Origin of the sequence: Bacillus cereus group sp. N21, from assembly GCF_016483395.1 — a bacterium.
Taxonomy (GTDB): domain Bacteria; phylum Bacillota; class Bacilli; order Bacillales; family Bacillaceae_G; genus Bacillus_A; species Bacillus_A pseudomycoides.
Genome location: NZ_JAEHBX010000038.1, coordinates 20728 through 46713, shown reverse-complemented (window position 1 = coordinate 46713; position 25986 = coordinate 20728). Strand labels below are relative to the sequence as shown.

Genomic DNA, 25986 nt, shown 5'->3' with positions numbered 1-25986 from the left:
CCCCTCCAAGTAAAAGTGTAACATCCATGTTTATTCATGGTCTTTTTACACTGTCTACCTTAAGGGGATAATATCAGTTTCACTTGCTTATGGGATAGCCCCTTTTGTTTTAGTATAAAAATAGTTTCGATAAAAAATTCATGTAGGTAAAATAATAATTAGATTATTTCAAATTAGCTGGATTAAAACAGGGAAATCTGGAAATGACAAGATGTATCAGCAGGGTAGAAAAATGGCCGAGGGTGTGGATAATGCATTTGCCTTCTTCAAGGGCGTTGAACCAGTTGGAAGCGGTGCATTGGCAGGAAAGTAAGGCGGCCCAGGAAAGGTTACCGAGTGGGTTCATGCACGCCATGCAGAGAGCAGTAAGAAAATTAATGATGAGATTCAGGGGATTGAGGATTCGCTTGCGGAGAGGATAAGAAAAACTGGAATAGGTGTTACTGGTGAAGGGATTCCTATAGAAGAAGTAAGTGAAAAGGTACTTAAAGAAATTCATGTTGATAAAAAGGAAGCATATGGTTATTCACCTAATGAAGGTACAACATATTCAAAGTATGATTTTACAGATATAGAGGCAACTAAAAATAATCATATTATTAGAAAAGAATACCTAGAACAATCACGGAAGATACAAGAAGAAATTGATTTAATGGTTGCAAATGGAGCCAGTAAACAAGAAATAGCCAATAAAGTGGTCGAAATGAGAAATCAAGATAAAATATTGTCAAGAGCAAAAATGAACCCAGAAGATTTAGCACCTATTGAAGAAAGGAATATGAAAATGTATGGAAATAAGGTAGGTCCGGATGCAACATGGTTATTTAAATCTAAGAAGGCTAAGTTGGAAGATTTGAAATTGAATCCTACTGATGATGAAGTATGGGATGCAGTTATAAATGGTTCTATGAAAAAAGATGATGTATTGAATACTTTGTTAGGATTAAAGCATTAAAGGAGGATATATAGTGTGATTATTTTAAGAAATTATTTTGATATAGATTCAAAAATAGTATTGCATGACAACGAGTACAAAATAGAGAATATTAATAGTATTATAAATGGAGTTGGAGGGGTAACTGATAATAATATATTATATGGTTTATATGTTTATAATAAAAAATTATTTTTTGTAATAAATACAAAATCATATGAGCTTAATAAAAATAATATCAATTGTAGTAATAAATACATTACTAAAACTGATAGATTATTTATTATATTAAGTTCGAATCAAAAGGTATGTGAAATTCAATATGAACCAGTTGTTGACCCAGGAATGATGTATTATGATATTGACGAAGAGGAATTTGACGTTTTGTTATATATTAGTAATTTGTTAAAGGATAATGAAACAATTAGTAAATTTGTTGAGGCAATGAGTAAAAGGAGTTAATTGCTAGTATAGATTTTGATAAAAAAATATAAAATAAGATGTATTATTAAGGCATGTGTGAATTTGAGTCAATATCGTGGACACAAAAAAGTTAAATCTAAGCGATTTCTTTAACCCAATTTTTTATTGCTTGAGGAGTTTTATAACGGGTGTAAATATAGATTCGCTTACAGTTATAAAATCTCTCAATGTATTGCAATGATACTAGAGTTGCTCGCTTAAACGTGACAGATTGTGTGCAGTGTATTTCTTTTTTTAGAATGGCATGAAACACTTGATACAAGTGTTATCATACCGACACTTCCTCTTTGAAATCTATTGTAAGAAGTAAGAACTTAATCATACGAATATACATGAACTTAAAGTACTTGATTGTCTATTAAAGGTAACAAGTGCTTTTTTGCGTTTAATCATAGAGTTTAGAGGGTTCATTACAATTTTATAAATGTACCGAGTGTTAAATTTTTTATAGTAATTTTTATGGCTTGTAACGGCTATGTACAGTGTATGACGGTTGTAGAGAAAATTGTAAAAGAATCAAATTAATAATTAACCTTGCGTTATGAGCAAAAAGGTGAGATGGAGAAACTACTTTTCATTTAAATATAGTACAATCATTGCAAGACAATAAAAATATTTTGCTTGAGCGCGTGAGACTAGCAAGCCTAAAAGTAGAAAAATCTGAAAAAGAAAAAATGAATCAGATTGGCGAATAGATTATGTAGTAGCTTCCTTCAAAGGCGTTGAATCAGCTGGAGAGGTACATTGATAGGGAAGCAAGGTGGAGCCCCTGGGAAGATTACCGAGTGGGTTAATACGCGTCATGCAGGTAGCAGTAACAAACTCAATGATGAGATTAAGAGGCTTGAGGCTTCGCTTGCTAAGGGTGCTAGTAATGGAGCCAGCATATCTAAACCAAGAGTTATTGAAGAATTAAATGGTCCAGTTCTGGATGCAGAAAGAATAGGTAGTGCTACAAAAGTAGATAAGAATAGTCCGATTTACACTAATGATTTGAAAAGCAGACCTTATGCTGAAAAAGGATTTCCTCAAATTCCAAAAGAACATGGATTTCCAGATGTTATTGATAATTACTCCAGATTTTCGCAAAGATTTTTATTTAAAGGAGGAGATGGTATAGAGCGGGATTTATTTCAAGTGGAAGGATTTTATAATGGGAAAAATGGAGTATTTGAATGGATAATTGAACCTAATGGTGCGATGTCGCACAGAAGGTTTATTACTGATGGAGTTATTAATGGTATACCAAATCAAATTCCTAAAAAACAAGGTGGAAAATAATGCTGAATTTAAAAGATTTTAAAAAAAAGGATGTTAACTATAATTGGAAAACAATATACATAGGTATAGAAGAGCATTTTTTTAATATCTCAGTTTTGACTGGTTACGCAATTGAATTATTGGAAAAAGGACAAGAAAACCCCGTAATTAATGATTTAGCTTGGGGTGTATCTGAAGACAACATATTTAATTCAATGTCAGAGATAAAAGAACAGTTTCTTCCTGATTTTGAAAAATATAGCTCAGAGTGGCAAAGAGAATATAGAAAGTTAAGATATGTCTATTTATCTAAAGTGAGAGATAATACATATGACAAACGTGAGTTATTAAATAAGATAGCTAGTTTTTATGATTCTTTTGGATATCCAGAGGATATGGTATCTGTCATTAATTATATGCCTCAAAAAGAATTTTCTACTCAAGAGAGTTTATTAGAGAACTTTAAAACATTTCTTGAAGAGGAAAGGAATTATCTAAAAAATTAATTTGACTATTTGGTTAGATTCTGAAGGTACATGTTAAGCTAGAAGCAGTCCAGGGATATACAAAGTCATTGACCTGGATTTAAGTCAACATCTTGGGCAAAAAAGTTAAATCTAAGGGGTTTTTTTAGCCCAATTTTCTATTGCTTGAGGAGCTTTATAACGGAAGTTACTATGGATTCTCTTACGGTTATAAAATCCCTCAATGCATTGAAATAGTGCTAGATTTGCTTGTTCAAACGTGGCATATTGTGTGCGGTATACTACTTCTTTCTTTAAAATGTCATGAAGCGATTCAATACAAGCGTTATCATATGGACACATCCTCTGTTAAATCCATTGTAAGGATTTAACTAAGTTGTGTCCATATGACTATACTAACTTCCAAAAAAATAACTTCTACTTACGGGAATTATAGTAACAAAAGGTGTTTTCACATATAGAAAACACCTTTTTAGTCTACAACTATTTTTTAACAGTTTAATACCTTTTTCTATAGTCTAAAACATTTTTTTAATGAAACATTAGTTGTATTATTATTTAATATTTAACTTTTCTGTTGCCCATACTTTTCTCCTTGCTTCATAGTTTTCTTTAACGCGTCAAAAGCATATTCATAAAATTTAAGCTCGGTCTTTGGCAACTCCTTCGAAATCTCTACCATTTCCGTAAGTGTTACTGGGTATTTTAAAACTCCATAACGTTCATTGAGTTTTGTATATTTACTTCCCATCAAAAATGCACTCTAGTATATGTAATTAGTTAAATATTTGTTAAGTATATCAAAATCTATGGTTAATTTTGTTTAAAATTATGTTTTTCTATTGTCTTCAATAATAGTATTGGTGAAATTAATATTTTCTTTGAGAGCTTTACCTATCAAATACTTGCCGACAGCTCTTTCCCGCTTCGCTTGCTTCTTGTATTTTATGTATACTCAAAACAAATTACTGCTTTTCTTAATTCTTTATTGAAAAATAAGTATATACGATCCGCACCATAAGCTTGAAAAAAATAGCCTGTAGTAAATCCGATATATGTAAATAGATGACCATCTTCATCTTTCGGCACATACAGTAGATTGGTATAGTCAAAAATTTCGTCTTCGCTAGTGCAATCTTCCAATAATTCTTGGCCTTCTTCTGTCATAAAACGTATATCATCCAGAATTTCATTTATCTTGGGATAATCTAATCCCCAGCCATTTGTCTGCTTTTCGACAAACTCTGCTTCTACTGCTTCTACGGATGTAAATTCTTTTCCGAAGCTAGAATAGGGAAAAATCTTCTGATTACGTTGGAAAAATTCTTTACGGATTTGGTAGTCTTTTTCATTATGTACATAGGCTTTCTCTACAATCTCGGAAGGGTTCTGCTCAATTTTAAAGTAATTCCAATCTGCTTCAAATTTATACTTTCCGTCTACGACATCAAAACCTAACGTATCTTCTTTCGTAAAATTGGTGTGAAACGGCTGGGTAAAATCACCAACGCACCCTTCGTGAATTTCCTTTGCTGATACAACATGTAACCATTGGTTCCATTCGGGTTCAATACATTGTAAGTTGATAGAACAAATAGGCAAAAAGTGTTTTTTATGCTGTTCCAAATTATCATAAAATACTTCTTCATACGCAGGAAACGGTTTAATGAATTGTTTAGGAATGTTCATCGTTTTTCCCACCCTTATACGAGTTTTTTGTTTAATTTTATCATTTCATCTAATACTCTTGGAATGTTCTTCTTCAACTATATTGCTTCAATAGGTAAACATAAAGTAACTCCAACATTAAATTTTATTGTATTTTTTGGAGTTACTTTACGCTTACATAGAAAAAAGTAATAGATTATAAAAGATAGTTGTAGATTGAAAAGGTGTTTTCTGTATATGAAAGCATCTTTTGTTAACATAAAGCCATTCTGTTAACAAACCTTTGAAAATCCCTATAGAAGAAATGAAGACTTCAAGGAAAGACACTTTGACGTTGAAGAAGGTGAATGGTACGATATATAGGAATAATATGGATATGGTGGAAGTAACGAAAACGGTTTTAATCAGTAAAATTTAAAGGGGATAAATTAGTCATGAAAGCAAAGAAACTAGTAGGTGTAGCAATTCCAGTTATGTTATTATTCGGTTGTGGGGTATCGGATAAAACTGAATCTAAGGAAACAAAGACAGAAGAGTCTAAATCCGCTAAAGAAGATGAAAAGAAGTCTTCTGTTAAGAAAGTGAAGGTATCAAAAGAAGAATACACAACTAGGGTAGTTGGACTAGTTGAAGAGTTTGATACTATATTTAAGAAGCATAATGATACAATAGGAGAACTCTTTGACGGCAAGAAAAAGAAATCAGACGTATTAGATTCAATAAAAGAACTGGATGGGGTATTAGATAAGATTGAATCTATAGACCCACCTAAAGAGTATATAGAAGAACAGAAAAACCTTGAAAAAGCGACTGGTTACTTTAGAGAGTCCTCCAAAATAGTAGAAGAAGTGTTTACTAGAAAATCAACTAGAGAAAAAGGCGAAAAGACTGACAAAGAAATGGTTGAAGAGTCAGAGAAGATTCTGAAACAAGGTGACGAATACTGGTATAAAGCAATTAACTCACTTAAAGATAAGAATACAAAAGTCGGTGATGGTACAGTATCGGTTAAAGATATTAAAGACTTAGATAAGAAAGCCGGAATCGACTATGATGCGGTACAGAAGAACGTAATAGATGGTACTGAATTAATTGGTAACTGGGGCGTACAGACTTCTGACGGATTTAAACCATCATTTATCTTAAAAGGTGGAAGTCCTAAAATTTTCGAAGTTTACAACGCAGAAGAGTATCCAAAGAAAACGAACCATATAGAAGGTACATGGGAATATGATAAAGCTAGTTTAATATTAAAACTACATATCACAAAACAAATGTCAAACGGTGTAGAAGCAGAGGTTGTTCAAAAAGACATAGATTATAAAGTTCAAAACTATGATAGAAAGAACTTGCAATTATTCAACGATAAATCATTTAATACAACTAGGTATGTGAAACAAAGTTAATAAATGAAATAATAATTGCTGAAGAAGATATTAAATGAATATAAAATAGTTTGTTAACAGGAGAAAGATAAATATAAAAATTAGAAATCCACCTTTAGTGAAGTGCACCCCAATTGTTAGACACAGTCTAACAATTGGAGGTGCTTTTCTTATGGCTAAATTTACAATTGAAGAGAAATTAAAGTAAGAGAAATTATAGATTGTTTCTAGAACGAAAACAAACACCTCAACCAGTGGTTCACTATATATGACAGCAGACATGGGGGATGTTTGTTTTGCTATTTCATTTTTTATTATGTATCTCTTTTTTCAATTCGATTTGTTTTTCTATCTCCTTTTTAGCTCCATCGCTCATTTCATAGATATGAGACCAATATTCCCTTGCAATCGGATCATATTCTAACCTAACCGTGATATCTTTTTGGGAATCCGTGTTTAAATATCCGTTAATGGTTAGTGCATGAATTGCATTCGATGGTCTATTTTCTTTCTTGTAGGAACTTGTATGCTTATTAAACGTTTTTTTTACAATTGTTAAATCCGAATTATACTCATTTTTCACATATTGAATCGCTTTTGATTCAGCACTGTTACAGATATTCACCTCTTCCTCAGGAGTAAGAGCTAGCTGCTTTTCTACTTCTACAGCACGTTGGTTATCTTTAGATAGATTCATAACACCTGTATTTTCTTTTGAATTATAATCTACCAGCCACTTTTTATCTTTGTAGTATGCTTCGACAGAAGATTCACATGAAAAGCCACTGCCTCCACCATTTTGTTTATCACAGTTTAATAACTCAAAATGAATGTTTATTTTGGGATATACAGGACTTCCTGAACCTTCATTCGATTGCAGCATACTTTCCCTTGTCACATATGTAATCTGAATGGGACCATTATTTTTTTCAATCGCTTGTTTTATTTTTTCTTCAATGCGTTGATCATGAACCTGCTTCGTGAATATGTAGTTCTCCTCATAAAAACCATAAATTTTTAAAGGAAGAAATAAAGCAAGCCCTAAAACAAAACAAGAAAGTGCATAATAAGCCAACATTCGCTCTGAAGTGTATATACGGAAACAGGAAAGTACAACACGAATATATACTAAAGGCAAAGTAATATAAAAAATAGGCACGGAAAAGTAACATGTAAAGGCTGTTATTAGAGCGATCTCCCCGAGCAACTTGATATATTACGGAATCCCCATACTGTATGCCGCTAGAATCAAAAACCAAATGTAACTTGTTGATACAAGAAAAGCAATTCTATAATATTTCTTACTTCTTGTTTTTTTCTCTTCCATTTTCCCACCATCTTTGCAAAATTGAACTTCTAATTTCCATCCTTACTTTAAACAAAGGTTTTGTTTAAATTCAGTTTCTCAAATATACAAAGTAAATACAAGAACAAACTCCATTCATTAAATTGGTTTCATACCTCATCTGAAAATGATATGATTGCATTGTCAATATTATCTAATTATTCAAATGTATTATAAGTGAATGAAAAAGAGGAGGAGAAATCATGGGTTTTTTCAATAGATTTTTTAAGAAAGTGGAACAAGTAAACAATAATGAGGCAACCCTCAATGAATTAAATGAAGAATTGTATGTTGAATCCCCATTAGAAGAAGCCAATAGCTATTGGGTCTCAATTGCACAAAATTTAATTATCAATACTGTAAAAGCTGCTGACAATAATGTGGAACGTGCTTTTATATTGCTTAATTTGAAAAATAGTGAGGCTTCATTTGATATTTTTTATCAAATGAACGGGCAATTGTATTTTTGGGATCAGTTAGAAAATCAGACGATTAAAAATAGAATTAAGAATGAGTTGTTACCACAAGCTTCGGAAGTTTCAGATGCAGTAAACCGACAATTTTATGAAGCGGACCATCCTACAATTTCGTTTGCAGAACTGCAATTTGAATGGGAAACAAAGGCCTGGTTTTCACACATCATCTGGGAAGACGACCCTGCCTCACAATTACCAAAAGCTCAAATATTAAACAAATGGTTCAGCATAATCAAAAAGGAAACCCAGGATACACCACTTGATAGTGATACAAAATTTTCTTGGTATCCATCAATCTCTTAAAAATCTAACAGTATTTAGCTAGATAAGGAATAGGCGTGATAGAAATGCCTGGTAGAAGAATGATTGATAAATGGGAAGATGATAATAAGTCTTTTCTTAGCTTGAGCATTAAACAAAGAGTTTTCCCCACAATATATGGTGAAATTACTGGGGATTTTTTAGGCGTTCCAGTTGAATTTAAGCAAAGAGACACATTTTATATAGATGATGTGAGTGGATATGGAACCTATAACCAACCACCTGGAACATGGTCAGATGATACCTCTTTGATTTTGTGTCTAATCAAAAATCTGATAAAAGAAGAAAGCATAAGTATTTTAATGGATAAATTTATTAAATATAAAAAGGAGGGATATTGAACTCCGTTTGGAAAAATGTTCGATATTGGAAGGATGCTATTATTCGTTTTGAGGAAGGACATTCACCAGAAAAATGTGGTGGGAAAGCTGAGTTCGATAATGGTAATGGTGCAATCATGAGAATAGCACCATTGGCTTTTATACTACTATATAATGAGTTTGATTTTATAAAAGAAGTAGAAATGATAAAAAGATATACTGAAATTACTCATGCTTATCCTCGTGCTATAGTAGGATCCATTATTTATATTGAATGTTTGATAAGGCTTTACCATAATGATAATCTTCAAGAATCATTAGAAGTAGTTAAAAGGCTATTTGATAAAAATTTTGATAAAGGCCATAAATACCAAGATGAATTGAAACATTATTCAAGGCTTTTTGAAAATGATTTTTTTAGTATACCTAGAAATGAAATCTTATCAGATGGTTATATAGTCCATACTTTAGAGGCTACCATTTGGTGTTTAGGAAATTCAACATCATTTAAAGAAGTGGTTTTAAAGGCAGTGAACTTGGGTGGAGATACGGATACAGTAGCTGCTATAACAGGAACATTAGCAGAATGTATTATAAAATGGATGGAATTCCAGAAGAATGGTTAGAAAAAATAGTAAGAAAGCAAGATATTGATGAACTGATAAAGAATTTCTATAAGTTTTGTGCGGATAAAGCAATTATAGAAGAATATGGTAGTCTCTAAAATAAAGAAAAGTAAGGCGAAAAGCATTAAATAAGGATTTATAATCCGAATATTTAATGCTTTTTGTTTATTACGAGTTAATTTTTTAATCCTAAGGAACTATTAAAGTTGGAAGCAAGATAAGGGTTAGTGGAAAAAAACTTAAAGGTAGGGTTTGAGGCATATAAGAAGGAGCATCTGAAAAGCATCATGTCCTATATTACTGTAGCAAATGGATAGAGATAGAAACTATGTTTGTAAAAGTACTTGTGATACTTTAGAGGTAATAATTGAAGAATCAAATATTTTAAAAATAGATAATAATCAATTAAGTGTAGGTAAAATTGGTGATATAAAAGACGTTATTAGAGAGAAGTAATGCAGGAGATGGAATTAACTAATGAGTAATTTGAAGAATGGTGTTTTCAAAATAGAAGGCTTTGAGATTAATCCAAATATCGTATTGAAAGATGTAGAAGATGCATTTGGTAAAGCAAATGCTGAAGTAAGAAAACGAACAAATGGGAGTTAGATATAGGAAAAGAGCAATATATGAATCTTAGTTGGAAAGAGAAGAATATGTATTTGAACAAATCATGAAAAATCAGCATTTATTTGATAACGCATCAATTCAACATTCAAGAGAATATATAAACAGATTGCGAATGAAATATAAGTGATTGAGGAGGAGAAAAAATGATAAAAAAATTTTATCACAATAGGACTAAAGAAGAATTAGACGCTTTATTAGAGTCTGTTGACAGAGATTTTCCAAGACATTATCGTAAATTAGAGGGAATTACGATTAATGTAATATTGAAGCCAGAAGAAGTTATAGAAATTGCTAAAACATATCATCAAGAACATGAACTGGATGGAACAATCGATGAAGATATTCGAAATTTACGATTTGATGAGGCTTATACATTCAAAATTGATAAAGAAAATAGAAATAATGATGATGTAAGACCGGCATGGAGAGTATTAGTAGATTTACCAGAAAACCCTTTTCTTATGGAGGACTATACATTGATTGTGTCTGATAAAGATAAAAAAGTGATGGGGATGCTTGATCCAAACGGGCATCCGGTATTTAAAGGAAATGAATTTACGGATGAAGATATCGAATATATTATGAATAATGAGGATTCTGAAGATTAATTAAATTAATAACTTCGTGTATAGTTTTAGAAATAGAATAAATATCGTTATTATGCAATTTTGCGAGTTTCTCGATTACTGGTAAAGGAACATCTCCACTTTATAACGTTATTTGTTGAAGCTTTTGTCTATACAACCTGAACTGGAAGATGTGAATAATCTTCCAGTTTTTTGTTGAAATGAAAAACGAGATATAATTAAAAGAAGGAAATATAAGTCATCTAGAAAAATTACGAAATATTGTTTAAAAGTATTAGCAAGCTGATGAGTTTATTGATGTAAACGATGCGATTAGAGCAGTTATAGGTACAGACACACGGATAGGAAAAGAGTTATCCGCAAAAGAAAGACTTATTGCGGCAAGTTGGACGCTTTTGAACATTATTCCGGTTAGAAAAGTCCTCAGTGTTGCTGGAAAAGCAATTAAGTATGACGGAAAAATGGTTGTAGGAGCAATAGAGAAAGGTGGAAAAGTCCTTCTTGATGGAGCGAAGAAAGTGTCAAGTAAGCTACAAGAAGGGGGATCCTTCGTCGCTTCTAAAACTAAAAGTCTAGTTAATAAAGTAGGGGATCTATAGAATAAAGGGAAAACAACAGTTAAAAATACTTTTGTCTAAGCAGATAAGAAAATCCAACATGCGATTAAAACATTGCTGGAGTATGAATAGATTCCTGGTGGAGGCCCTGCCGTTTCGCTAGCAAGTGGAGGGAAAGGCGGAGGATCACACTCTCTGAAAGATGCGTATCTACGATCCAAATATAATATCGAACGAAGACATTGTTAAGTTTGGTAAGGAAGCAATGGAGAATATCTTTGAAATGGAGCCATTAATAAATCATAACAAAGAAAAACTAAAAGGGATTGCTAAAAACGGTCTTAAATTTGAAGGACTCAGAAACCTTGAAACTGGTGAGATTGATAATTTTTGGCCTGTTTTCGAATTTGGCAATAAATAGTTAGGAAGTGAGAGCAAATGCAAAACAGAAAAGAAGAGTTTGAAAAATTTTATGATATTTTTGAACAAAAGAACTTAAAAAAGAATTATACCGTTATTGTATTAGGACAGTTTGTGTTTAATAATGATTTTGTAGATATTTTAAAGGGGTTCCTTAAAGAGGATGTTGAAAGACGAGATACCATTGGCGTAGTATATTCAGATGAATTTGATCAAAATGATGAAGAGTATTTCGGAGAAAATAAAGTATTATTTACGGTATAGACGAAGAATGGGAAGACATCGTGACCCACGAAGAATTATTTGAATACCTGCAAACAGCATGCAAATTTTATATTGGATGTCATCCCGAACAAGCTGAAAACGTAGAAAATCTCTTAATAAAAATAGAAGGGAAATATAATATAAAGTATTAATTTACTCCTTTCCTTTCATAGTTTCTTCAAAAATATCAAAGCACAGATAGTCATCATACCTTTTGAGAACTTTAGTGAATTTTACATCATAAACAGCTTTTTTGATTGAATAGAGGTCCTTGGGATGATGTTTTGGAAAATCTATGTATTGTTTGATGTAGTTTATTAGTTCTTGTAACTCATATTTTCGTCATTCTTTAATGTGAAGTCCGTTTTCCGTTTTATTCCAATATTCCAAGTTTCTCCTTTTTGAATAAATTTCGTAAGATCGTTTGGTGTATTAACAGGTTTGTATAAGTAGCAGGAGGTTATGATTATGATTGAGGAAAAACAAAATCAAAATACACGGTGGTATGTGGATAAAAATTTAAGAATCCGCATACAAGAAATAGAGGATGGAAAAGCGAAACTGTGGATGACAATTGATAAGTTAAACATTTGTTTTACATTGATTATGTATGATTTTATGGATTGGTGTGAGCGAGAGATAAGTATAAACTTGGAGATTGATAAGAGTTGGAATAATCATAGAGGTTTTATTATAGACAGAAAAGACCAAGTAATAATTATGTCGGAAATAAAAAGGTTCATTGATGAATTTAACGTAAAACCTAATGAAAATGCTGACCAATTTTCAGATGCTGAGTGGTATGCATAAATATGACTTTTTTCTGATGCTATAAAATACTTGGAAAGCAGAACTTTTAGCTAGACATTATCTTTCTAAAAAGAGAATCCGGGAGTTAGTGAGGGTAAAGGCTCAATAACTAATTTAGAAAAAGCTCATCAGTGGGGAAGTAAGTATTATGATAGTTTTATAGAATCACTCAATGAAAGTGAAAGGAATGCTATCAAACAGTATACTGGAAATGATTATAGTAAGATTAATTCCTATCTGAGAGGATTAAATGACTCTTTAGAAGGTATAAATTTGCAAGTAATTAGTGATATTAAGAGTGGCTTAAATAAAGCATGAGTTCCGTATGATATGCAAGTATATAGAGGGATAGATATAAAGCCGTTTAAAGATTTGATTGAATTAGAAAAAGATGGGAGATCTGATTTTGAATCGTTAATTAATAAAACAATTAAAGATGATGGATTTGTTAGTACTGCGATTTTAAAAGCATCTTCATTTGATTACATGAAAGTGTCATGGGAAATAAATGTCCCAAAAGGTGCAAGTGCGGCGTATGTAGGTAAAATTAGTCAATTTTCAAATGAGGCAGAGTTACTTTTGAATGCAAGTCATGAAATGATTATAAAAAGTATAAATGTTGAGTGTAATGGTAAATTACATGTTACCTTAGATTTAATATTAAAAAAGTAGGTGAAAAACATTGTCTGGTAGAAGAATGATAGAAAGATGGGAAGATGATAATAAAATTTTTCTTGGTTTAAACATAAAGAAGCGAGTACTTCCTACTTTATATGGTGGTATTCTTGGCGATTTAATGGGAGTTCCAGTAGAATTTAAACAGAGAGGTTCATTCCACATACAAGATATAGTTGGGTATGGCACATATAATCAACCACCTGGGACTTGGTCAGATGATACTTCGCTAACTTTATGTTTAATAGAAAATATTATGGAAGAAGGAACTACAGAAAGTTTGCTCGAGAAATTTGTACAATATCAAGATGAAGGGTATTACACTCCGTTTGGAAAGATGTTTGATATAGGCAGTGCTACTGCTGAAGCAATTAGGAGGTTTAAAGAAGGTACTTCACCAGATAAATGTGGGGGGGATTCTGAATATGATAATGGTAATGGTGCTATAATGAGAATTTCACCATTGGTATTTCTACTGCATAATGAGTTTGATTTTGTGAAAAAGACAGAGATAATTAAAAAATATACAGAAATCACTCATGCTCATCCTCGTTCTATAGTGGGTTCAATTATTTATATAGAATTATTATTAAGGCTGTATCATAATAATTCTCTTGAAAAATCTATAAAAGAAATACTTGAGCTTTTTGATGAAAATTTTAACGTAAACCACTTATATAGAAAAGAATTAAAGCATTATATGCGAATTTTTAGTAAAGATTTCTTTAATATACCTGAGGAAGAAATACTTTCAGGAGGTTATGTAGTACAAACTTTGGAAGCGGCAATATGGTGTTTAGGGAATTCAGCAACCTTTAAAGAAGCAGTTTTAAAGGCTGTTAATTTGGGAGAAGATACAGATACTGTTGCAGCAATAACAGGAGCACTAGCGGGGATGTACTATAAAATGGATAATATTCCAGAAGAATGGTTAAAGAAAATAGTAAGAAAAAAGGATATTGATGAATTGATAGAAAAATTCTATAAATATTGTATAGAAAAAGCGATTATGGAGGAGTATGGTAGTCTTTAAAATCAACAAATTAGAACTGAAAGCATTAAATGATAGATATATATAAGCTAATTATTTAATGCTTTCTCTTATTAATATTACATGCATAGAAATTAAAGTAATTGGAGAGATAATTGAGAAATTGTGTGACAATAATTTAAATTTTATGGGGTATTCAATAAGAGATGTTATTCAATCATCAGAGGAATTTTCAGATGATTTTGTATTAAATAATGTTGTTTGTTGAAGATATGGTGGAAGATTTACATATGTGCACCTTAAATCGTTTAGTAAATGAAAAAGATAGTAATTTTTATAGCTTATACACTCGGTGATTAGGAAGGCGAGTGTATAAGCTATAAAAATAATCGTCTATTTACCTAGAAAAGAATAAAATATTAATAACACAATTAAAAATTGTGGACAAATAGTAAAAGCTGATTCATAAGAATCAGCTTTTACTATTTCAAATGTGTATCTATTATATTGAAAGGTTGAATTTTTGGGTAAATTGGCTACTTGAATCATATAGCAGCTACATTCAAAGGCGTTGAAGCGCACAAATGGCAAAGGTTAAGAGCATCATGTAGATAGCAGTAAAAAATCAATGATGAGATTCAGGGGATTGAGGCTTCGCTTGAGGAGAAAATAGGGAATGCTAGTTCAGGAGTTAGTAAGGAAATTAGTAGAGTTAAGGGGACTAGTGAAGCTGGTAAGAAAACAGAAAGCATTGTTAAAAACTTAAATAAAGATCAATTAAAAGTTATAGAAGACATCCGGGAATGGATGCGTGTTGTGGTTTAAATGATAAATATTATCATTTATGTGTGGTTGAGAGTAAGTAATAATTTATCGTCAGGTTAAAATTAGTAATCTAAGTTAGGATATTACTTGGAAGGGTGTAAAGGAATGAATAATCCTAAAATAAATATTATTTATGAAGGTTTTGATAAAGATAACATAATTCTATTTTTTGATAAAAACGGAAGAAATATGTGTCTTACTTTTGGATTATATGAGTTTGAAAATGAGATGGAGTATTGGGATATGCCGACTAAATTAAAAAAGTGTAATGGTAAAATAGGGTTTGTTTTTGATAAAAATATTAATAGGGTTGATTTGGAAATGGAAATAGATCGTTTTATAAAACATAACGATTTAGACAAACTAGATTTTTAAGATGTTTTCAAGATATCAATCGTTGGTAAATACCAATTAACCTTGATAGTTACATCCGTTTAAAAATGAAAATATTCAATATGAATTTATAATAAAAATTAAATGTATACATCAAGAGAAATAATGAAGGGGATATAAATAAGGTAACAACCCAGGTGCTAAATTGATTCAGCTGTTTAATATTGTTATTTCCATTCGGCACTAACTAGGCAGATCGGGATGTCCGTCTGATGAAGCTTCGCTAGAAAATTAGTGGTTCGTTTCGAAGTGAATACGGAGCATACAATTTTCAAACGTACAAAGAAGCTTATGATATATATAAGGTGTCATACTATTGCGTATTTGGGAAAAGGTGCAAATTAATTAAAAGCAGTCGATGCGGCAGGTGGAGACTTAAATGATATTGTTGAAATATTAGAAGACCTTGTGCAAAGAGCTACTTTTAGAGGATAAAAATTAAAGGAGAAACTAAAATGGATAAGACTCAAGTTGCGAAAGATATTAGAGGTGCCATAAAAAGGGGGCAACTGGATACATTAAGAGATTTGCTTGAGAAAGATTCAGAAATGTTAACATGGATGACACCCTTTGGTACATGGTTACATGTAGCTGTAACTCATGGGTATATAGAAATAATAGAATATCTTATTCATGCTGGGATAGATATTCATGCACAAGGTGGAACTTTTTCTACAAATGCCCTTGAAAGAGCGGCTACAAAAGGACATTTAGAGATTGCGGAATATCTCATTAACCATAATATTGAGATTGATACTAGTGAACCAGATAGAAATCCTCTGTTTGCGGCAATATATGGTGGTCATTTTGAGATTGTTAAATTGTTAGTTGAGAATAATATAGATATATCTATAAAATACTCTGGTGACAACATGAAAGATATGGATGCTTATGCATTTGCTATTGAAAGAGGGCAAACAGAAATTGCTGAATATTTAAAGCAGAAGATGGATGAAAAACAATAGGGAAAGAGGCTATTTATTTGATAGTATTTGCTGTAGAGAAGACAAACATAACCAATCTAAATCCTATATCATATAAGTTCTATGTGAAATATAATGCACACGACAAAAGAAGTTTTTATGAGCATGGCCAATAGAAAAAAGGCTTGTCACAGTGACGTCCTATGTTTTGTCGAAGCTTCATAGATTGGAAGTGTAGTAGGTGCTATTAAAATTAAGGGAGTGATATTTATATTGAATTTCATAGAAAATCTAAATGAAGAGGCTAAAGTTGTAATAGGTTTGATAATAGCTGAAAGAATGTTTAGGTTGATACATATAAGTGAAGATGGTTATAAAACTGGTAGGGAGGCATTAGATAGTTGTTGGAAGTGGCTTGAAGGCGAAGATATAGAAGTTGCTGATTTATATGGTTACATTGATAGCGGAGATTATATAGATGTAGCCGAATTTGCCCATATTGAGAAAGATGATAAAAAACAACATGCTTGGTATGCTGTTTTAGATGCAGTTTCATATCGATAAAGAAGCCCTTAAAAGTGTGATGGTGTAAGCAGCAAAAAGTCAACCTTCATATACTGAAGATTTAGTAATGAAGAAATAAAATCATTAGAAGCTGGTAGAAGAGGAGAAATAACAAAAGATAAAGGAGATGATTTCATGGGACTAAAAAAATGGCTTTTTTCAGGAGAACCTTTAGATGAAAAAAATTATTGAAGTTGAAAGATTATTTGGATTTAAACTCCCTGATGATTATAAAAACTGTATAATGGAAAATGATGGAGGGTTTCCGGAACCTAATACCTTTGATTGTGATGATGGAAGAATTGAAGCTGTTTTCAATGATTTGATTAGTTTTACCGATGAAGATTTAAATATAAAAATGTTTTCTGAATTTTCACCGCGAAAATTAATTCCTTTTGGTAGAGATCCTTTTGGAAATTTACTATGTTTTGACTATAATGACAATGCTGACTCGCCTAAAGTTGTTTTTTATAATTGCGAAGAAACTGGAAGTACATTAATTACCCCAGTATGTCAGTCATTTACAGATTTATTAGATAGATTATATTCTTAAAAATAAAATGAGCACTAACAAAAAGAAAAGTAGGTGGGATTTTAGTGATACAATTTGAGTATTCATATAAACCACTAGTAAGTGAAGATATAAGGAACTTTGAAAATAAGTATGGTGTAACATTACCAGATGACTATAAAAAGTTTTTATTACATAGTAATGGTGGTAAACCTGTTAAAAGAAGGTTTAAAACAGCTGATGGGACGATTACAACTTCAATTATGTCGTTTTTCCCAATAGCAGAAGAAACAGAATCAAATTTGCAAAGCTTTTATAATCAATATAATTTAGGTAAAATAGTTCCGCTTAATTTGCTACCTATAGGCATTGACCCAGCAGATAGCTTGATATGCTTAGATATTGATAGGGATGGTAAAATCTACTTTTGTGACATGGATTATTTTGAAGAAGACAATGAATTAAAAGATGAGTATGTTAAATTAGTTTCAGAGAGTTTTATGATGTTTCTTAATAACTTATATACATCATAAATTAACAAATATGATCGTGTATATAAAAAATATAATAGATAATAATAAGGAAGGTTTTATTGATAAAGATACTAACTTATATTATGAATAGTTAACAAGTATGAACTCTATATTTGTTAACTATTTTATCATGAAAGCGGATTCACGATCTAATCTTGGACGCATACTATCCTTAACTCATTGTTTCATAGAATTGCTCTTTCTTTCGGCAAGTTGCTTCTTTTTTTCATAGGAGCTTTTGACGGTGAAGAAGGTGAATGATACGATGAATGAAGTGGAAAATAAACACAGAAAAGGTAGGTACATCTATGAAGGTAAATAAACTATTATGTGTTGCAATCCCTATCATGCTATTAGCGGGATGTGGTGGGGTAGATAAAGCATCGACAGAAAAACAAGATAAAACAGTTGAAACACAAAAATCTATTAAAAAGGAAAAGGTTTCAAAAGAAGACTATCCTAATAAAATCAATGACTTATGTGTAGAGTTTGATTCAAAGTTTGCAGACTTTAATAAAACACTGAGAGACGCATTAGATGGTAAGGGTGGTACGAAAAAGGATATTGTAAACAAACTAAATGAAGCAAATAAGGTAATTGACAAGTTTTTAGCAATAGATCCACCTAGTGAGTATGCAGAAACACAAAAAGACGTTGAAAAAGCTATGGAACATTATACAAAGGCATTTAAACTAAATAATGAAGTGTTCACTCGAACAAAACAAGGTTCAAAAACAGATAAAGAATTAATGGAAGAAGCTGAATCTGAACTGAAAAAGGGTGACGAGTATTGGTTTGAATTCTATAAAAATCTTGAAGATAAGATAAAAATCGGCACTGATGGTACAGTAACCGCTAAAACTTTAAGAGAATTAGATAAGAAATCTGGTATCGACTCAGAAGTAGTAAGAACTAACTTATCTAAAGAAGGGAAAGAACTAGTAGGTAAGTGGGGATTAGATAAATCGGAAGGCTTTATTGTTTCTTTAATCATGAATGACGATGGAACATACGAAGCGTATGGAAAAGGTGATTATCCAAACAAGGATAAGACTTATGCTAAAGGTAAATGGACTTATGACTCTAATTCTCAAACTATCACATTGCATGTGGAAAAGAACTTAATAAACGGTGAAGAACAAAAAGAGGCAAAGAATGTAGATGTTCCGTATACAGTTCAAAACTTTGATGGAAAGAACATTCAATTATTTAGTCCTAAGACTTTTAACACTATCAAGTATGTAAAACAAAAATAAACTTCGGCTACTGCAACTAATAAAAATCTTTTAAAATATCCTAAGTAAAAAGGTCTAGGTTATATCTGTTACGGTGAACTATCATAAAAGATGTGAGAATCTAATTAAGTGTAAATTTTAAATGAAAAGTATTTATTGAGTAAGGACTAAAAAATAAATTTTAGTCCTTATTTTTTTTTATTACGTTAAAGGTAGTATAGTAGAATAAAAGATGTATAAATTTTTCATTTCAACTAATTTGATCCATAAATTCGCAAAAAAGGTAAAAGGGGTTTGCGTATGAAGGTAGGTATTATTCATTTAAGTGATATACATTTGAAAACTACAGATAATCATATACTTCCTAAGGTACAAAATATTTATTTTTATTTCCTTTTATGTGGGTACTAAATAGGGACGAACAGCAACTATTAGAAAAAGGAAAACCAGTTGAAATTGTAGTTGTAAGTAAAAAAGAACTGCCGGCAAGAGGAGGTACTTATTATACGGTAGAGTATTACTTAGATAATAAACTATACAGTATTCACGTAAATAAACCTTTCTATGATGACGTAAAGAAAGGTGACACATTCGAAGCGATTCAGTACAAAGGTAGAATTAAGATTGACCCAAAATACCATATAGGAGCATACGAATGAGCGAAAAGAAACAGATAAACTTAGAAAAAGAGCCTGATGATTCAGTAGAAGTTATACTTGAAAGTAAAGACGGTAGAGAAGTCTTTATCTTTGAGTCAGATGATTTTGAAGACGATGAACTTGAAGAGTTAGATAAGAAACCTGAATCAGAAAAGAAAAAGAAAAAGAATAAAAAGAAGACTTGGATTTACATTAGTCTTTGCGTTTTACTCTTTGTTGTACTTTCTGTAATTGAGGGGTTTCAAGATAGAGAACTAATTCGTAACGGTAAGCCTATGGAGGTGACTGTTATAGAAAGACAAATCGAAAAAGAGCATATCATATTTAAACACCCTACATTGACATTATACGTAGATAATGAACTTAAAAAGGTATGGGTAAAGCAAGAAACATATGATAAAGCATTATTAGGCAATAAGATTCATGTAGTTAAGTATAAAGGTGAGGTTAAACTAGACCCTAGATATGATTATGAGGATTTAGTAATAGAACGCTATTAATCAAGTAAGTTAAACTTGGTGATATTCATGAAGTGAAACAATTAATAGGTAATGAAAAAGAAATTTTGAACACAATGACTTCATTTGGTACATGGTTACATGTAGCAGTTAAGAAAGGGCATCTTGAAATAGTTAAGTATCTCATTGAAAAAGGAATAGATATTGATGCTAGAGGTGGTACATTCGATGCTTCTGCGTTAAATGTGGCAGCGGGAGCGGGGCATTTGGAGATAGTAAAATATCTAATAGAGGTTGGTGCAGAATTAGATGTGAGCTTAGCAAAAAGAAACCCATTATTTGGAGCGATTTATGGTGGGCATAAAGAAGTAGCCGAGTTTGTAGTTGGAAAAGGTATAGATATTTCAATTCGATATACTGGGGAAAGTATTCAGAATATGGATGCCTATGAATATGCTATAGAATTTGGGCAAACAGAAATTGCTGAGTATTTAAAGGGGAAATTAGAAAAAAGTCGTACTAGTTATTAATTCTCAGTTGGAACTTGTGCCATTAGGAAGATGCTCTTAGATAGTTATACTAGTGAAAGGAATAAAATCATGAAAATAAAACAAGACATTATTGTAAGACCATCCCTTCGAAGGGATTAATAAGAAACATGAAAAGTTTTGGAAGTTAAAATTACTAGAATATTCCTTGATCTTTTTTGAAATATATAATGGTGCAGAAGTTGAGGAAGTTACCCCCATTCTTTCATAGCATAATTGCAAATGGATAAAGAATGGGGGGATAAATATACTCATTAATTAAAATTATAACTATTTAATGGGAAGTAGCAGAACAAAATAAATATAAAAGAACATCTTTTTTATCAAGATGTTCTTTTTTCCTTATACCTAAATTAATTCTTTTGTTATATTATTTCGCTTCATCTTCAGGAATTAAAAAGCTTATATCATACTCATCTAACTTCTCAAGTAATGCGTCTCCATCGATTTTCAATAAATTCATATGAATATTAAATGGTATAAATCCAGCGCGCTTATTAACTCGATACAGCCTTTGTCCTTTTGAAGGTATAGAGGCAATATATCGATCTTCAACATCATCTTCCATCACAATTCCTAAATACTTTTGCCCTTGGATTGCATAAGGTAAAACACCTAATACATCCTCCAAAGCAATTTTCACAGGATATTTTGGATTGTTAATAATTGTAATGTATTCTTGTTCTAAAATGATGGCTGGTTTTTTCGTAAGCATTTTTTGGATAACTTTCCAAAGAGCAATTAGTACAACGAATGCAAGAGCTCCAAATAAAAATCCAACTATGAAATTAGGCTCCTCAGACGAAAATGCATACATAACAATAAAGAGAAACATCACTTCAACTACCAAAGTCAAAAAAAATAATCCGACTACTTTTCTCTTTGACTCATAAATATCATATTTTCTCATACGATTCCCCCACTCATATAAATCCATCTTGATTTTCCAACATATTCGTCATCGCTATGCAGAACCAAAAGCAAAATGCCTATCCTATATAAATTGAAAAGTTTATGTGCCTTTTCAATTTATATATAATCTATTTCGCCCAACAGGACTGCAACATACAACACACATTCTCAAAGCGGCGATGTTTTAAATCTTCATTTGAAATCCAAAAATATAACATTCTACTTTCCGGTAAACCATTTTGCGTGTTTGTTCGTTGTGCAATTCTTCTAAATTCAATTGAGTGATAAAATGAAGGGGATGCTCTTTATATGTAGGATACATAAATAATACGGGTAAATTAAGAGCTCTCCCCATTTTCGAACAACCTATCGGTAATGCTTCCTCATGTCTTGGCACAACTTTTATACATTTACAAACATCGCCAATAGCTCTTCTTTCATATGTTAGTTGATATTTGCCAATCAATGCCTCCATACGTTTTTTTATAAAAACTTATAATTTAAAAAATTAGTACCTATACATCATACCATGAAAACGCTCATCACTTACTTTGTTTATCTTTATATCAAATTTTTAATGATCGTTTTAAAGAAACGTATGTTCGTGTTCGGGTTGATATGATATACTGATAATGTAAATATATTCCGTGTTTTTATATCTGGAATTTCAGATATGCGAGAGAATAGGTATTATCATATGTATATGATATAACGATGAATTTATAAAAGAACTAGGGAGGCAGAGAGGATGGCAGTCAGTACATATCAGTTGTTTCAACACCTTAATATGACAGGAGCACAAGAAGAATTAGCATTGCGTTACTTGCAGACGAGAGATGAAGAAGTTTTAAAGCATATAGAACAAACGACCATTCGCGAAAATAAGCGTAGTGATTTTGCTTGGCAGTTCATGAATGACTTTAGGAAAACATATAAGCAAGATCCAGTGTTTTTTCGGTTATTCTATCATTTACTTGAGGATCAATTGTTGAATGTTCTTCTCGTGCGTTTTTCATATATGAGTTTTCCAGATATAAAGGTTTATTTCGAAAAAAGCGGTCTTTCATTCGATAGACTTGTAGTATTTGCTTGTAAGTATTTAACGAATCTTTCGCGTTCTGTAAATGAAGCGGATGTTTTTCTTAGACAATTAATAAGGGAGAATCCGAATTATATAGAAGAACAGTTGCAAGTTATAACAGGTCAGCAAAAATTACTTTTGCTTCTAGTTATGTTAGATGCAGATTATGAGAGATTTCTTCCTTATCGTTCTTTACTGGAAGAAGAATTGGAAGAGCATGCGGAGTATATATTGAGGTTAAGTGGAGCGGAAGAGAAGATTGAAGCAGCTCAAAGGTACGTTCGAGGTGAAGCTGTTAGTAAAGTATTTGCTGGGTCATCTTTACCTGACTTTACTTGGCAGCAAATTTTTCGTATGTATCCACATTCGGATGTTGCAAGAAGATATATGGAATTGTTAGTGAAATGCTCTGTAAAAAATTTTATGAATTATGCAATTTCACATGTCAGCCATACTCTTGAACAGTCTGGGAATTACAAAAAAACAAAAAGTTTTTATGCACAATTGTATGAAACAACTCGAGATTTGTGTGAACAATTCGGTATTTCAGAGGAAAGATTTTTCGCATATCGCCTTACACAGCATCATTTAGGTGTTGTTGATTTTGATCGCGTATATGAATATCAATTGTTGCTTCGAATGGTGGAAGAACAACCGGAATTTGTGCAGCGTACACTGCAATATTTAAGTCAAAGTCATTACCTTTTCGTATCAATGCTTTTAGCGGAAAAAGGGTACGAGCTACATAGAAACAAAGTACGTGAAGAGTTTTTAACGGTTGTCCTTCAAACAAAATCATCTGACATACGTGGTACATATCGTGACTATCTATTAGGCACTTTATCATTTGAGGATATGAAGCAATGGTTCGAAAGCTCGAAGTTTAGAAATAATTACTGGAGAATGCCTGTTTTAGAAATTGCATTACTTTGGGATATAGAGGAAGCAGTAAAGAGGGAAGCCACTCTTACGCTTCAACTTGGGAAAGGGTATAACTATAGTTTATATGAACTTCTGCAGCGGTATGCTGCTATGGAAAACTCACCAGAAAAGGTGCTGGAAGATCTGCTTTCCTACGGTTTATCGATGGAGAAGCTCGTTTCTTATTCCATTGAACAAGCTTCCGGGCATAGTGAGAAGCGAGATAAGGCGACGGAGGCACTCGTTCGTTTGTTTGTAAAAGAACGAGCGTATGTGAAAGGTGAATTTCCTGAGTATTCTGCAGATGAACGGATTTTTATTTTGGATGAGTTGGCAAAGGATAACGCAGTTCAGACGCGTGATCTTCTTATTCAAAGTCTTGGGGATTCCTCTAAAAAGGTACGTACCGCTGCAGTTGAACTTCTTACAAAAGATACGGAAGCTGCAGAAGATGTAGCAAAGGAATTAAATCATAAAAAGAAAGTTGTTCGCGAAAATGCAATGCAAACACTTTTATATTATAAAATTGACAAATATACAAAGCTTGTACAGGAAGCTTTACAAGAAAAGAAAAACGCTTCTTTGACGGAGAAGTTTGCTCCATTGCTTGGTGACGGGGAATTAGAAGGAGCATCAGGAAGTATAGAAGCTCTTTGCACGCGTATTTTAACGCCGCAAAAAAGGAATGCACTTGTGCAGTGGCTCGGATTTGAACCGCAGATTCGTCTTCGCGATTCCGATACCATTGCAGATGCAATGATTCCTCTTGCATATTTTCAGCAGTACGTATCAGATTCTGTTATTGAGAAGAAGGAAGTAGCAGAAGCAATAAGCGCTGCTCTTAACGAACAAGATTTGAAGGAAAATATACAAGCGATCTATCAGCTTTGGGTTTCTCAAGGCGCGGAATCGAAGAAACGCGGTATTCTTTCGTTGTACGGTATTTACAGTGATGATGAAATGGCGATGCAACTCAAAAAGCAGATTGATGAGTGGGCACTTGGTATGCGCGGAGCGATTGCTGCTGCAGCTGTTCAGGCGCTAGCGTTGTCCCAATCACATATTGGGCTAATGTCTATCCATGCGATGGCATTTAAGTATAAACATAAGCAAGTGCGTAATGCTGCGAAAGAAGCGCTGAGTCTCGCTGCTAAAACGCGTGGTATTACAGAAGAAGAGCTAGAAGATCAGCTTGTCCCAGACCTTGGGTTTAATAAGCGCGGTGAAAAGACAATTGATTACGGCAGCAGAACATTTACTGCCTATTTAACTCCAAACTTGAAAATTGAGCTGAAAACGGGAGAAGGAAAACGAATAAAGTCGCTTCCGAAACCAAATGCAAAAGATGATGCGGAAAAAGCTGAGGAGGCTAAGGCGGAGTTATCCTCTATAAAGAAGCAGCTCCGAACTATGATTACGATGCAAACGCAGCGTCTTGAAACAGCACTTTCTCTGAATCGCTATTGGTCACAAAATACATGGAAGTCTCTGTTTGTAGAAAATCCAATTATGCAGCAGTTTGCTATCTCCCTTATTTGGGGTGAGTATAAGGAAGGAAAGTTGCTTGCGATGTTCCGCTATATGGAGGATGGCACGCTTAATACGATTGAAGAAGAAGAGCATGAACTTACGCCAGACACTGTTATCGGTCTAATCCATCCGCTAGAATTGTCAGAAGAGGAACGAGAATTATGGAAGGAACAGCTAGAAGATTATGAGGTGACTCAGCCATTTCCGCAAATTGACCGCGAAGTATTTCAGGTTGAGGAGAATGAGGAAGTCACTGTGGAAAGATTTGCTGGTATCCAGATCAATGGCCGTTCGCTGTTTGGTAAGATGACGAAGTACGGCTGGAGTCGTGGATCGGTTCAAGATGCCGGTGTATATTATACATTCTATAAAGAAGATACTCGCGCTGGACTAGGGGCGGAGCTTACGTTTGAAGGGGCACCGGTTGGGTATGAAGGCGAGGAGGATGTGTGCGTATTTGAAATTCAATTTTACAAAGCAGGCACGGTGAGCCGCGGTTCATATGACTACGACGAAATTGATCATGAGAGACGCGTTTTACCAAAGCGAGTATCGGAACGCTTTTTCAGCGAAATTTTATATGATATAAAACGGGCAACAGAATCGAACCTTGGCCGTGATGAAAACTGGCGCAGTAAGCGATAAGAAAGGAAATG

General features: G+C 32.6%; 29 protein-coding genes and 4 pseudogenes. 27 read left to right on the top strand and 6 right to left on the bottom strand.

The genetic code is table 11. The features are described from left to right. The first annotated feature begins 652 nt into the window (after positions 1-652). From JDS96_RS32245 to JDS96_RS19705, 4 genes are all read left to right on the top strand, one after another. The gene (locus tag JDS96_RS32245; protein WP_242479947.1) at positions 653-955 is read left to right on the top strand and encodes a hypothetical protein; all 303 of its coding nucleotides are present in this window, start codon (positions 653-655) and stop codon (positions 953-955) included. 15 nt (positions 956-970) lie between these two features. Then, on the top strand, positions 971-1396 hold the full coding sequence (locus JDS96_RS19715; RefSeq protein WP_199667777.1) for a hypothetical protein: 426 nt from the start codon (positions 971-973) through the stop codon (positions 1394-1396). A gap of 765 nt (positions 1397-2161) precedes the next feature. Continuing rightward, a complete protein-coding gene (locus JDS96_RS32240; RefSeq protein ID WP_242479946.1) occupies positions 2162-2698 on the top strand; it encodes a hypothetical protein in 537 nt (178 codons plus the stop codon). Then, positions 2698-3183, top strand: a complete 486-nt coding sequence (locus JDS96_RS19705) for a DUF2247 family protein (protein ID WP_097786880.1) — start codon at positions 2698-2700, stop codon at positions 3181-3183. The genes JDS96_RS32240 and JDS96_RS19705 overlap by 1 nt, the downstream gene beginning before the upstream one ends. Before the next feature lie 111 nt (positions 3184-3294). Here JDS96_RS19705 and JDS96_RS19700 read toward each other — a convergent pair. From JDS96_RS19700 to JDS96_RS19695, 3 genes and pseudogenes are all read right to left on the bottom strand, one after another. Further along, positions 3295-3501: pseudogene (locus tag JDS96_RS19700) on the bottom strand (IS3 family transposase); the annotation flags it as partial. A 250-nt stretch (positions 3502-3751) separates the two neighbouring features. Beyond that, a pseudogene (locus JDS96_RS33475) lies at positions 3752-3916 on the bottom strand (PH domain-containing protein); the annotation flags it as partial. Positions 3917-4107: 191 nt separating this feature from the next. Then, complete coding sequence (locus JDS96_RS19695) at positions 4108-4851, bottom strand: siderophore biosynthesis protein (protein ID WP_098101862.1); 744 nt, start codon at positions 4849-4851, stop codon at positions 4108-4110. Between the two features lie 413 nt (positions 4852-5264). Between JDS96_RS19695 and JDS96_RS19690 the strand changes: the two genes are divergently transcribed. Beyond that, positions 5265-6236: a DUF3994 domain-containing protein gene (locus tag JDS96_RS19690; RefSeq protein WP_199667776.1), complete on the top strand. Its 972-nt coding sequence runs from the start codon at positions 5265-5267 to the stop codon at positions 6234-6236. 283 nt (positions 6237-6519) lie between these two features. Here the strand turns inward: JDS96_RS19690 and JDS96_RS19685 are convergent, their stop codons facing one another. Beyond that, complete coding sequence (locus tag JDS96_RS19685) at positions 6520-7293, bottom strand: hypothetical protein (RefSeq protein WP_242479945.1); 774 nt, start codon at positions 7291-7293, stop codon at positions 6520-6522. A gap of 470 nt (positions 7294-7763) precedes the next feature. On the opposite strand from JDS96_RS19685, the gene JDS96_RS19680 reads away from it, so the two are divergent. From JDS96_RS19680 to JDS96_RS19585, 21 genes and pseudogenes are all read left to right on the top strand, one after another. Further along, the gene (locus JDS96_RS19680; protein ID WP_199667774.1) at positions 7764-8339 is read left to right on the top strand and encodes a hypothetical protein; all 576 of its coding nucleotides are present in this window, start codon (positions 7764-7766) and stop codon (positions 8337-8339) included. Positions 8340-8383: 44 nt separating this feature from the next. After that, positions 8384-9401, top strand: a pseudogene (locus JDS96_RS19675) (ADP-ribosylglycohydrolase family protein). Positions 9402-9780: 379 nt separating this feature from the next. Beyond that, on the top strand, positions 9781-9912 hold the full coding sequence (locus JDS96_RS32835; protein ID WP_255255194.1) for a hypothetical protein: 132 nt from the start codon (positions 9781-9783) through the stop codon (positions 9910-9912). 64 nt (positions 9913-9976) lie between these two features. Further along, positions 9977-10060, top strand: coding sequence for a hypothetical protein (locus JDS96_RS32235; protein WP_242479949.1), 84 nt, complete (start codon positions 9977-9979; stop codon positions 10058-10060). A gap of 16 nt (positions 10061-10076) precedes the next feature. After that, positions 10077-10541 carry a hypothetical protein gene (locus JDS96_RS19665; RefSeq protein ID WP_199667773.1) on the top strand — a complete coding sequence of 155 codons (465 nt, stop codon included), beginning with the start codon at positions 10077-10079 and terminating at the stop codon, positions 10539-10541. A 272-nt stretch (positions 10542-10813) separates the two neighbouring features. Next, positions 10814-11119: a pre-toxin TG domain-containing protein gene (locus tag JDS96_RS32230; protein ID WP_307838197.1), complete on the top strand. Its 306-nt coding sequence runs from the start codon at positions 10814-10816 to the stop codon at positions 11117-11119. A 241-nt stretch (positions 11120-11360) separates the two neighbouring features. Continuing rightward, the gene (locus JDS96_RS32225) at positions 11361-11498 is read left to right on the top strand and encodes a CdiA family toxin C-terminal domain-containing protein (RefSeq protein ID WP_242479944.1); all 138 of its coding nucleotides are present in this window, start codon (positions 11361-11363) and stop codon (positions 11496-11498) included. A gap of 17 nt (positions 11499-11515) precedes the next feature. Then, on the top strand, positions 11516-11761 hold the full coding sequence (gene cdiI / locus JDS96_RS32830; RefSeq protein ID WP_274605953.1) for a ribonuclease toxin immunity protein CdiI: 246 nt from the start codon (positions 11516-11518) through the stop codon (positions 11759-11761). A 20-nt stretch (positions 11762-11781) separates the two neighbouring features. Beyond that, a complete protein-coding gene (gene cdiI, locus JDS96_RS33300; protein ID WP_374221005.1) occupies positions 11782-11913 on the top strand; it encodes a ribonuclease toxin immunity protein CdiI in 132 nt (43 codons plus the stop codon). Between the two features lie 316 nt (positions 11914-12229). After that, on the top strand, positions 12230-12571 hold the full coding sequence (locus JDS96_RS19645; RefSeq protein WP_199667772.1) for a hypothetical protein: 342 nt from the start codon (positions 12230-12232) through the stop codon (positions 12569-12571). A gap of 105 nt (positions 12572-12676) precedes the next feature. Then, positions 12677-13243, top strand: a pseudogene (locus JDS96_RS19635) (ADP-ribosyltransferase). A 10-nt stretch (positions 13244-13253) separates the two neighbouring features. Then, positions 13254-14279, top strand: a complete 1026-nt coding sequence (locus JDS96_RS19630; protein ID WP_242479943.1) for an ADP-ribosylglycohydrolase family protein — start codon at positions 13254-13256, stop codon at positions 14277-14279. A gap of 888 nt (positions 14280-15167) precedes the next feature. Then, the gene (locus tag JDS96_RS19625; protein WP_199667770.1) at positions 15168-15437 is read left to right on the top strand and encodes a hypothetical protein; all 270 of its coding nucleotides are present in this window, start codon (positions 15168-15170) and stop codon (positions 15435-15437) included. A gap of 473 nt (positions 15438-15910) precedes the next feature. After that, positions 15911-16420: an ankyrin repeat domain-containing protein gene (locus tag JDS96_RS19620; protein ID WP_199667769.1), complete on the top strand. Its 510-nt coding sequence runs from the start codon at positions 15911-15913 to the stop codon at positions 16418-16420. A 231-nt stretch (positions 16421-16651) separates the two neighbouring features. Further along, positions 16652-16942 carry an Imm6 family immunity protein gene (locus tag JDS96_RS19615; protein WP_199667768.1) on the top strand — a complete coding sequence of 97 codons (291 nt, stop codon included), beginning with the start codon at positions 16652-16654 and terminating at the stop codon, positions 16940-16942. Between the two features lie 175 nt (positions 16943-17117). Next, a complete protein-coding gene (locus tag JDS96_RS19610; RefSeq protein WP_176544818.1) occupies positions 17118-17495 on the top strand; it encodes an SMI1/KNR4 family protein in 378 nt (125 codons plus the stop codon). Positions 17496-17539: 44 nt separating this feature from the next. After that, complete coding sequence (locus JDS96_RS19605) at positions 17540-17986, top strand: SMI1/KNR4 family protein (RefSeq protein ID WP_371388602.1); 447 nt, start codon at positions 17540-17542, stop codon at positions 17984-17986. 308 nt (positions 17987-18294) lie between these two features. Further along, the gene (locus tag JDS96_RS19600) at positions 18295-19242 is read left to right on the top strand and encodes a DUF3994 domain-containing protein (protein WP_199667780.1); all 948 of its coding nucleotides are present in this window, start codon (positions 18295-18297) and stop codon (positions 19240-19242) included. Positions 19243-19619: 377 nt separating this feature from the next. Beyond that, positions 19620-19880 (top strand): hypothetical protein, encoded by a 261-nt coding sequence (locus JDS96_RS19595; RefSeq protein ID WP_199667767.1) that lies wholly within the window; start codon positions 19620-19622, stop codon positions 19878-19880. Next, on the top strand, positions 19877-20380 hold the full coding sequence (locus tag JDS96_RS19590) for a hypothetical protein (RefSeq protein ID WP_206777149.1): 504 nt from the start codon (positions 19877-19879) through the stop codon (positions 20378-20380). Before JDS96_RS19595 ends, JDS96_RS19590 begins: the two co-directional genes overlap by 4 nt. Positions 20381-20403: 23 nt before the next feature. After that, entirely contained in the window at positions 20404-20868 is a 465-nt protein-coding gene (locus JDS96_RS19585; protein ID WP_199667778.1) for an ankyrin repeat domain-containing protein, read from the top strand. A 388-nt stretch (positions 20869-21256) separates the two neighbouring features. Here the strand turns inward: JDS96_RS19585 and JDS96_RS19580 are convergent, their stop codons facing one another. Together JDS96_RS19580 and JDS96_RS19575 are read right to left on the bottom strand one after the other, a co-directional pair. Then, on the bottom strand, positions 21257-21796 hold the full coding sequence (locus tag JDS96_RS19580) for an STM3941 family protein (protein WP_199667766.1): 540 nt from the start codon (positions 21794-21796) through the stop codon (positions 21257-21259). A gap of 186 nt (positions 21797-21982) precedes the next feature. After that, positions 21983-22273 carry a hypothetical protein gene (locus JDS96_RS19575; protein ID WP_240523093.1) on the bottom strand — a complete coding sequence of 97 codons (291 nt, stop codon included), beginning with the start codon at positions 22271-22273 and terminating at the stop codon, positions 21983-21985. Positions 22274-22546: 273 nt separating this feature from the next. Here JDS96_RS19575 and JDS96_RS19570 point away from each other — a divergent pair, with 273 nt between their 5' ends. Next, positions 22547-25975 carry a DUF4132 domain-containing protein gene (locus tag JDS96_RS19570; protein ID WP_199667765.1) on the top strand — a complete coding sequence of 1143 codons (3429 nt, stop codon included), beginning with the start codon at positions 22547-22549 and terminating at the stop codon, positions 25973-25975. Positions 25976-25986: the final 11 nt, after the last annotated feature.

What these genes read in the sequence shown, in the direction of transcription:
- JDS96_RS32835 (WP_255255194.1), top strand. Translation starts at nt 9,781, where the DNA reads ATGAGTAATTTGAAGAATGGTGTTTTCAAAATAGAAGGCTTTGAGATT.
- JDS96_RS19600 (WP_199667780.1), top strand. Translation starts at nt 18,295, where the DNA reads ATGAAGGTAAATAAACTATTATGTGTTGCAATCCCTATCATGCTATTA.
- JDS96_RS32245 (WP_242479947.1), top strand. Translation starts at nt 653, where the DNA reads ATGGTTGCAAATGGAGCCAGTAAACAAGAAATAGCCAATAAAGTGGTC.
- JDS96_RS19705 (WP_097786880.1), top strand. Translation starts at nt 2,698, where the DNA reads ATGCTGAATTTAAAAGATTTTAAAAAAAAGGATGTTAACTATAATTGG.
- JDS96_RS19620 (WP_199667769.1), top strand. Translation starts at nt 15,911, where the DNA reads ATGGATAAGACTCAAGTTGCGAAAGATATTAGAGGTGCCATAAAAAGG.
- JDS96_RS32225 (WP_242479944.1), top strand. Translation starts at nt 11,361, where the DNA reads ATGGAGCCATTAATAAATCATAACAAAGAAAAACTAAAAGGGATTGCT.
- JDS96_RS19665 (WP_199667773.1), top strand. Translation starts at nt 10,077, where the DNA reads ATGATAAAAAAATTTTATCACAATAGGACTAAAGAAGAATTAGACGCT.
- JDS96_RS19680 (WP_199667774.1), top strand. Translation starts at nt 7,764, where the DNA reads ATGGGTTTTTTCAATAGATTTTTTAAGAAAGTGGAACAAGTAAACAAT.
- JDS96_RS19590 (WP_206777149.1), top strand. Translation starts at nt 19,877, where the DNA reads ATGAGCGAAAAGAAACAGATAAACTTAGAAAAAGAGCCTGATGATTCA.
- JDS96_RS19695 (WP_098101862.1), bottom strand. Translation starts at nt 4,851, where the DNA reads ATGAACATTCCTAAACAATTCATTAAACCGTTTCCTGCGTATGAAGAA.
- JDS96_RS19685 (WP_242479945.1), bottom strand. Translation starts at nt 7,293, where the DNA reads ATGTTGGCTTATTATGCACTTTCTTGTTTTGTTTTAGGGCTTGCTTTA.
- JDS96_RS19575 (WP_240523093.1), bottom strand. Translation starts at nt 22,273, where the DNA reads ATGGAGGCATTGATTGGCAAATATCAACTAACATATGAAAGAAGAGCT.
- JDS96_RS19570 (WP_199667765.1), top strand. Translation starts at nt 22,547, where the DNA reads ATGGCAGTCAGTACATATCAGTTGTTTCAACACCTTAATATGACAGGA.
- JDS96_RS19610 (WP_176544818.1), top strand. Translation starts at nt 17,118, where the DNA reads ATGAAAAAAATTATTGAAGTTGAAAGATTATTTGGATTTAAACTCCCT.
- JDS96_RS19595 (WP_199667767.1), top strand. Translation starts at nt 19,620, where the DNA reads ATGTGGGTACTAAATAGGGACGAACAGCAACTATTAGAAAAAGGAAAA.
- cdiI (WP_274605953.1), top strand. Translation starts at nt 11,516, where the DNA reads ATGCAAAACAGAAAAGAAGAGTTTGAAAAATTTTATGATATTTTTGAA.
- JDS96_RS19690 (WP_199667776.1), top strand. Translation starts at nt 5,265, where the DNA reads ATGAAAGCAAAGAAACTAGTAGGTGTAGCAATTCCAGTTATGTTATTA.
- JDS96_RS19645 (WP_199667772.1), top strand. Translation starts at nt 12,230, where the DNA reads ATGATTGAGGAAAAACAAAATCAAAATACACGGTGGTATGTGGATAAA.
- JDS96_RS19580 (WP_199667766.1), bottom strand. Translation starts at nt 21,796, where the DNA reads ATGAGAAAATATGATATTTATGAGTCAAAGAGAAAAGTAGTCGGATTA.
- JDS96_RS19625 (WP_199667770.1), top strand. Translation starts at nt 15,168, where the DNA reads ATGAATAATCCTAAAATAAATATTATTTATGAAGGTTTTGATAAAGAT.
- JDS96_RS32235 (WP_242479949.1), top strand. Translation starts at nt 9,977, where the DNA reads ATGAAAAATCAGCATTTATTTGATAACGCATCAATTCAACATTCAAGA.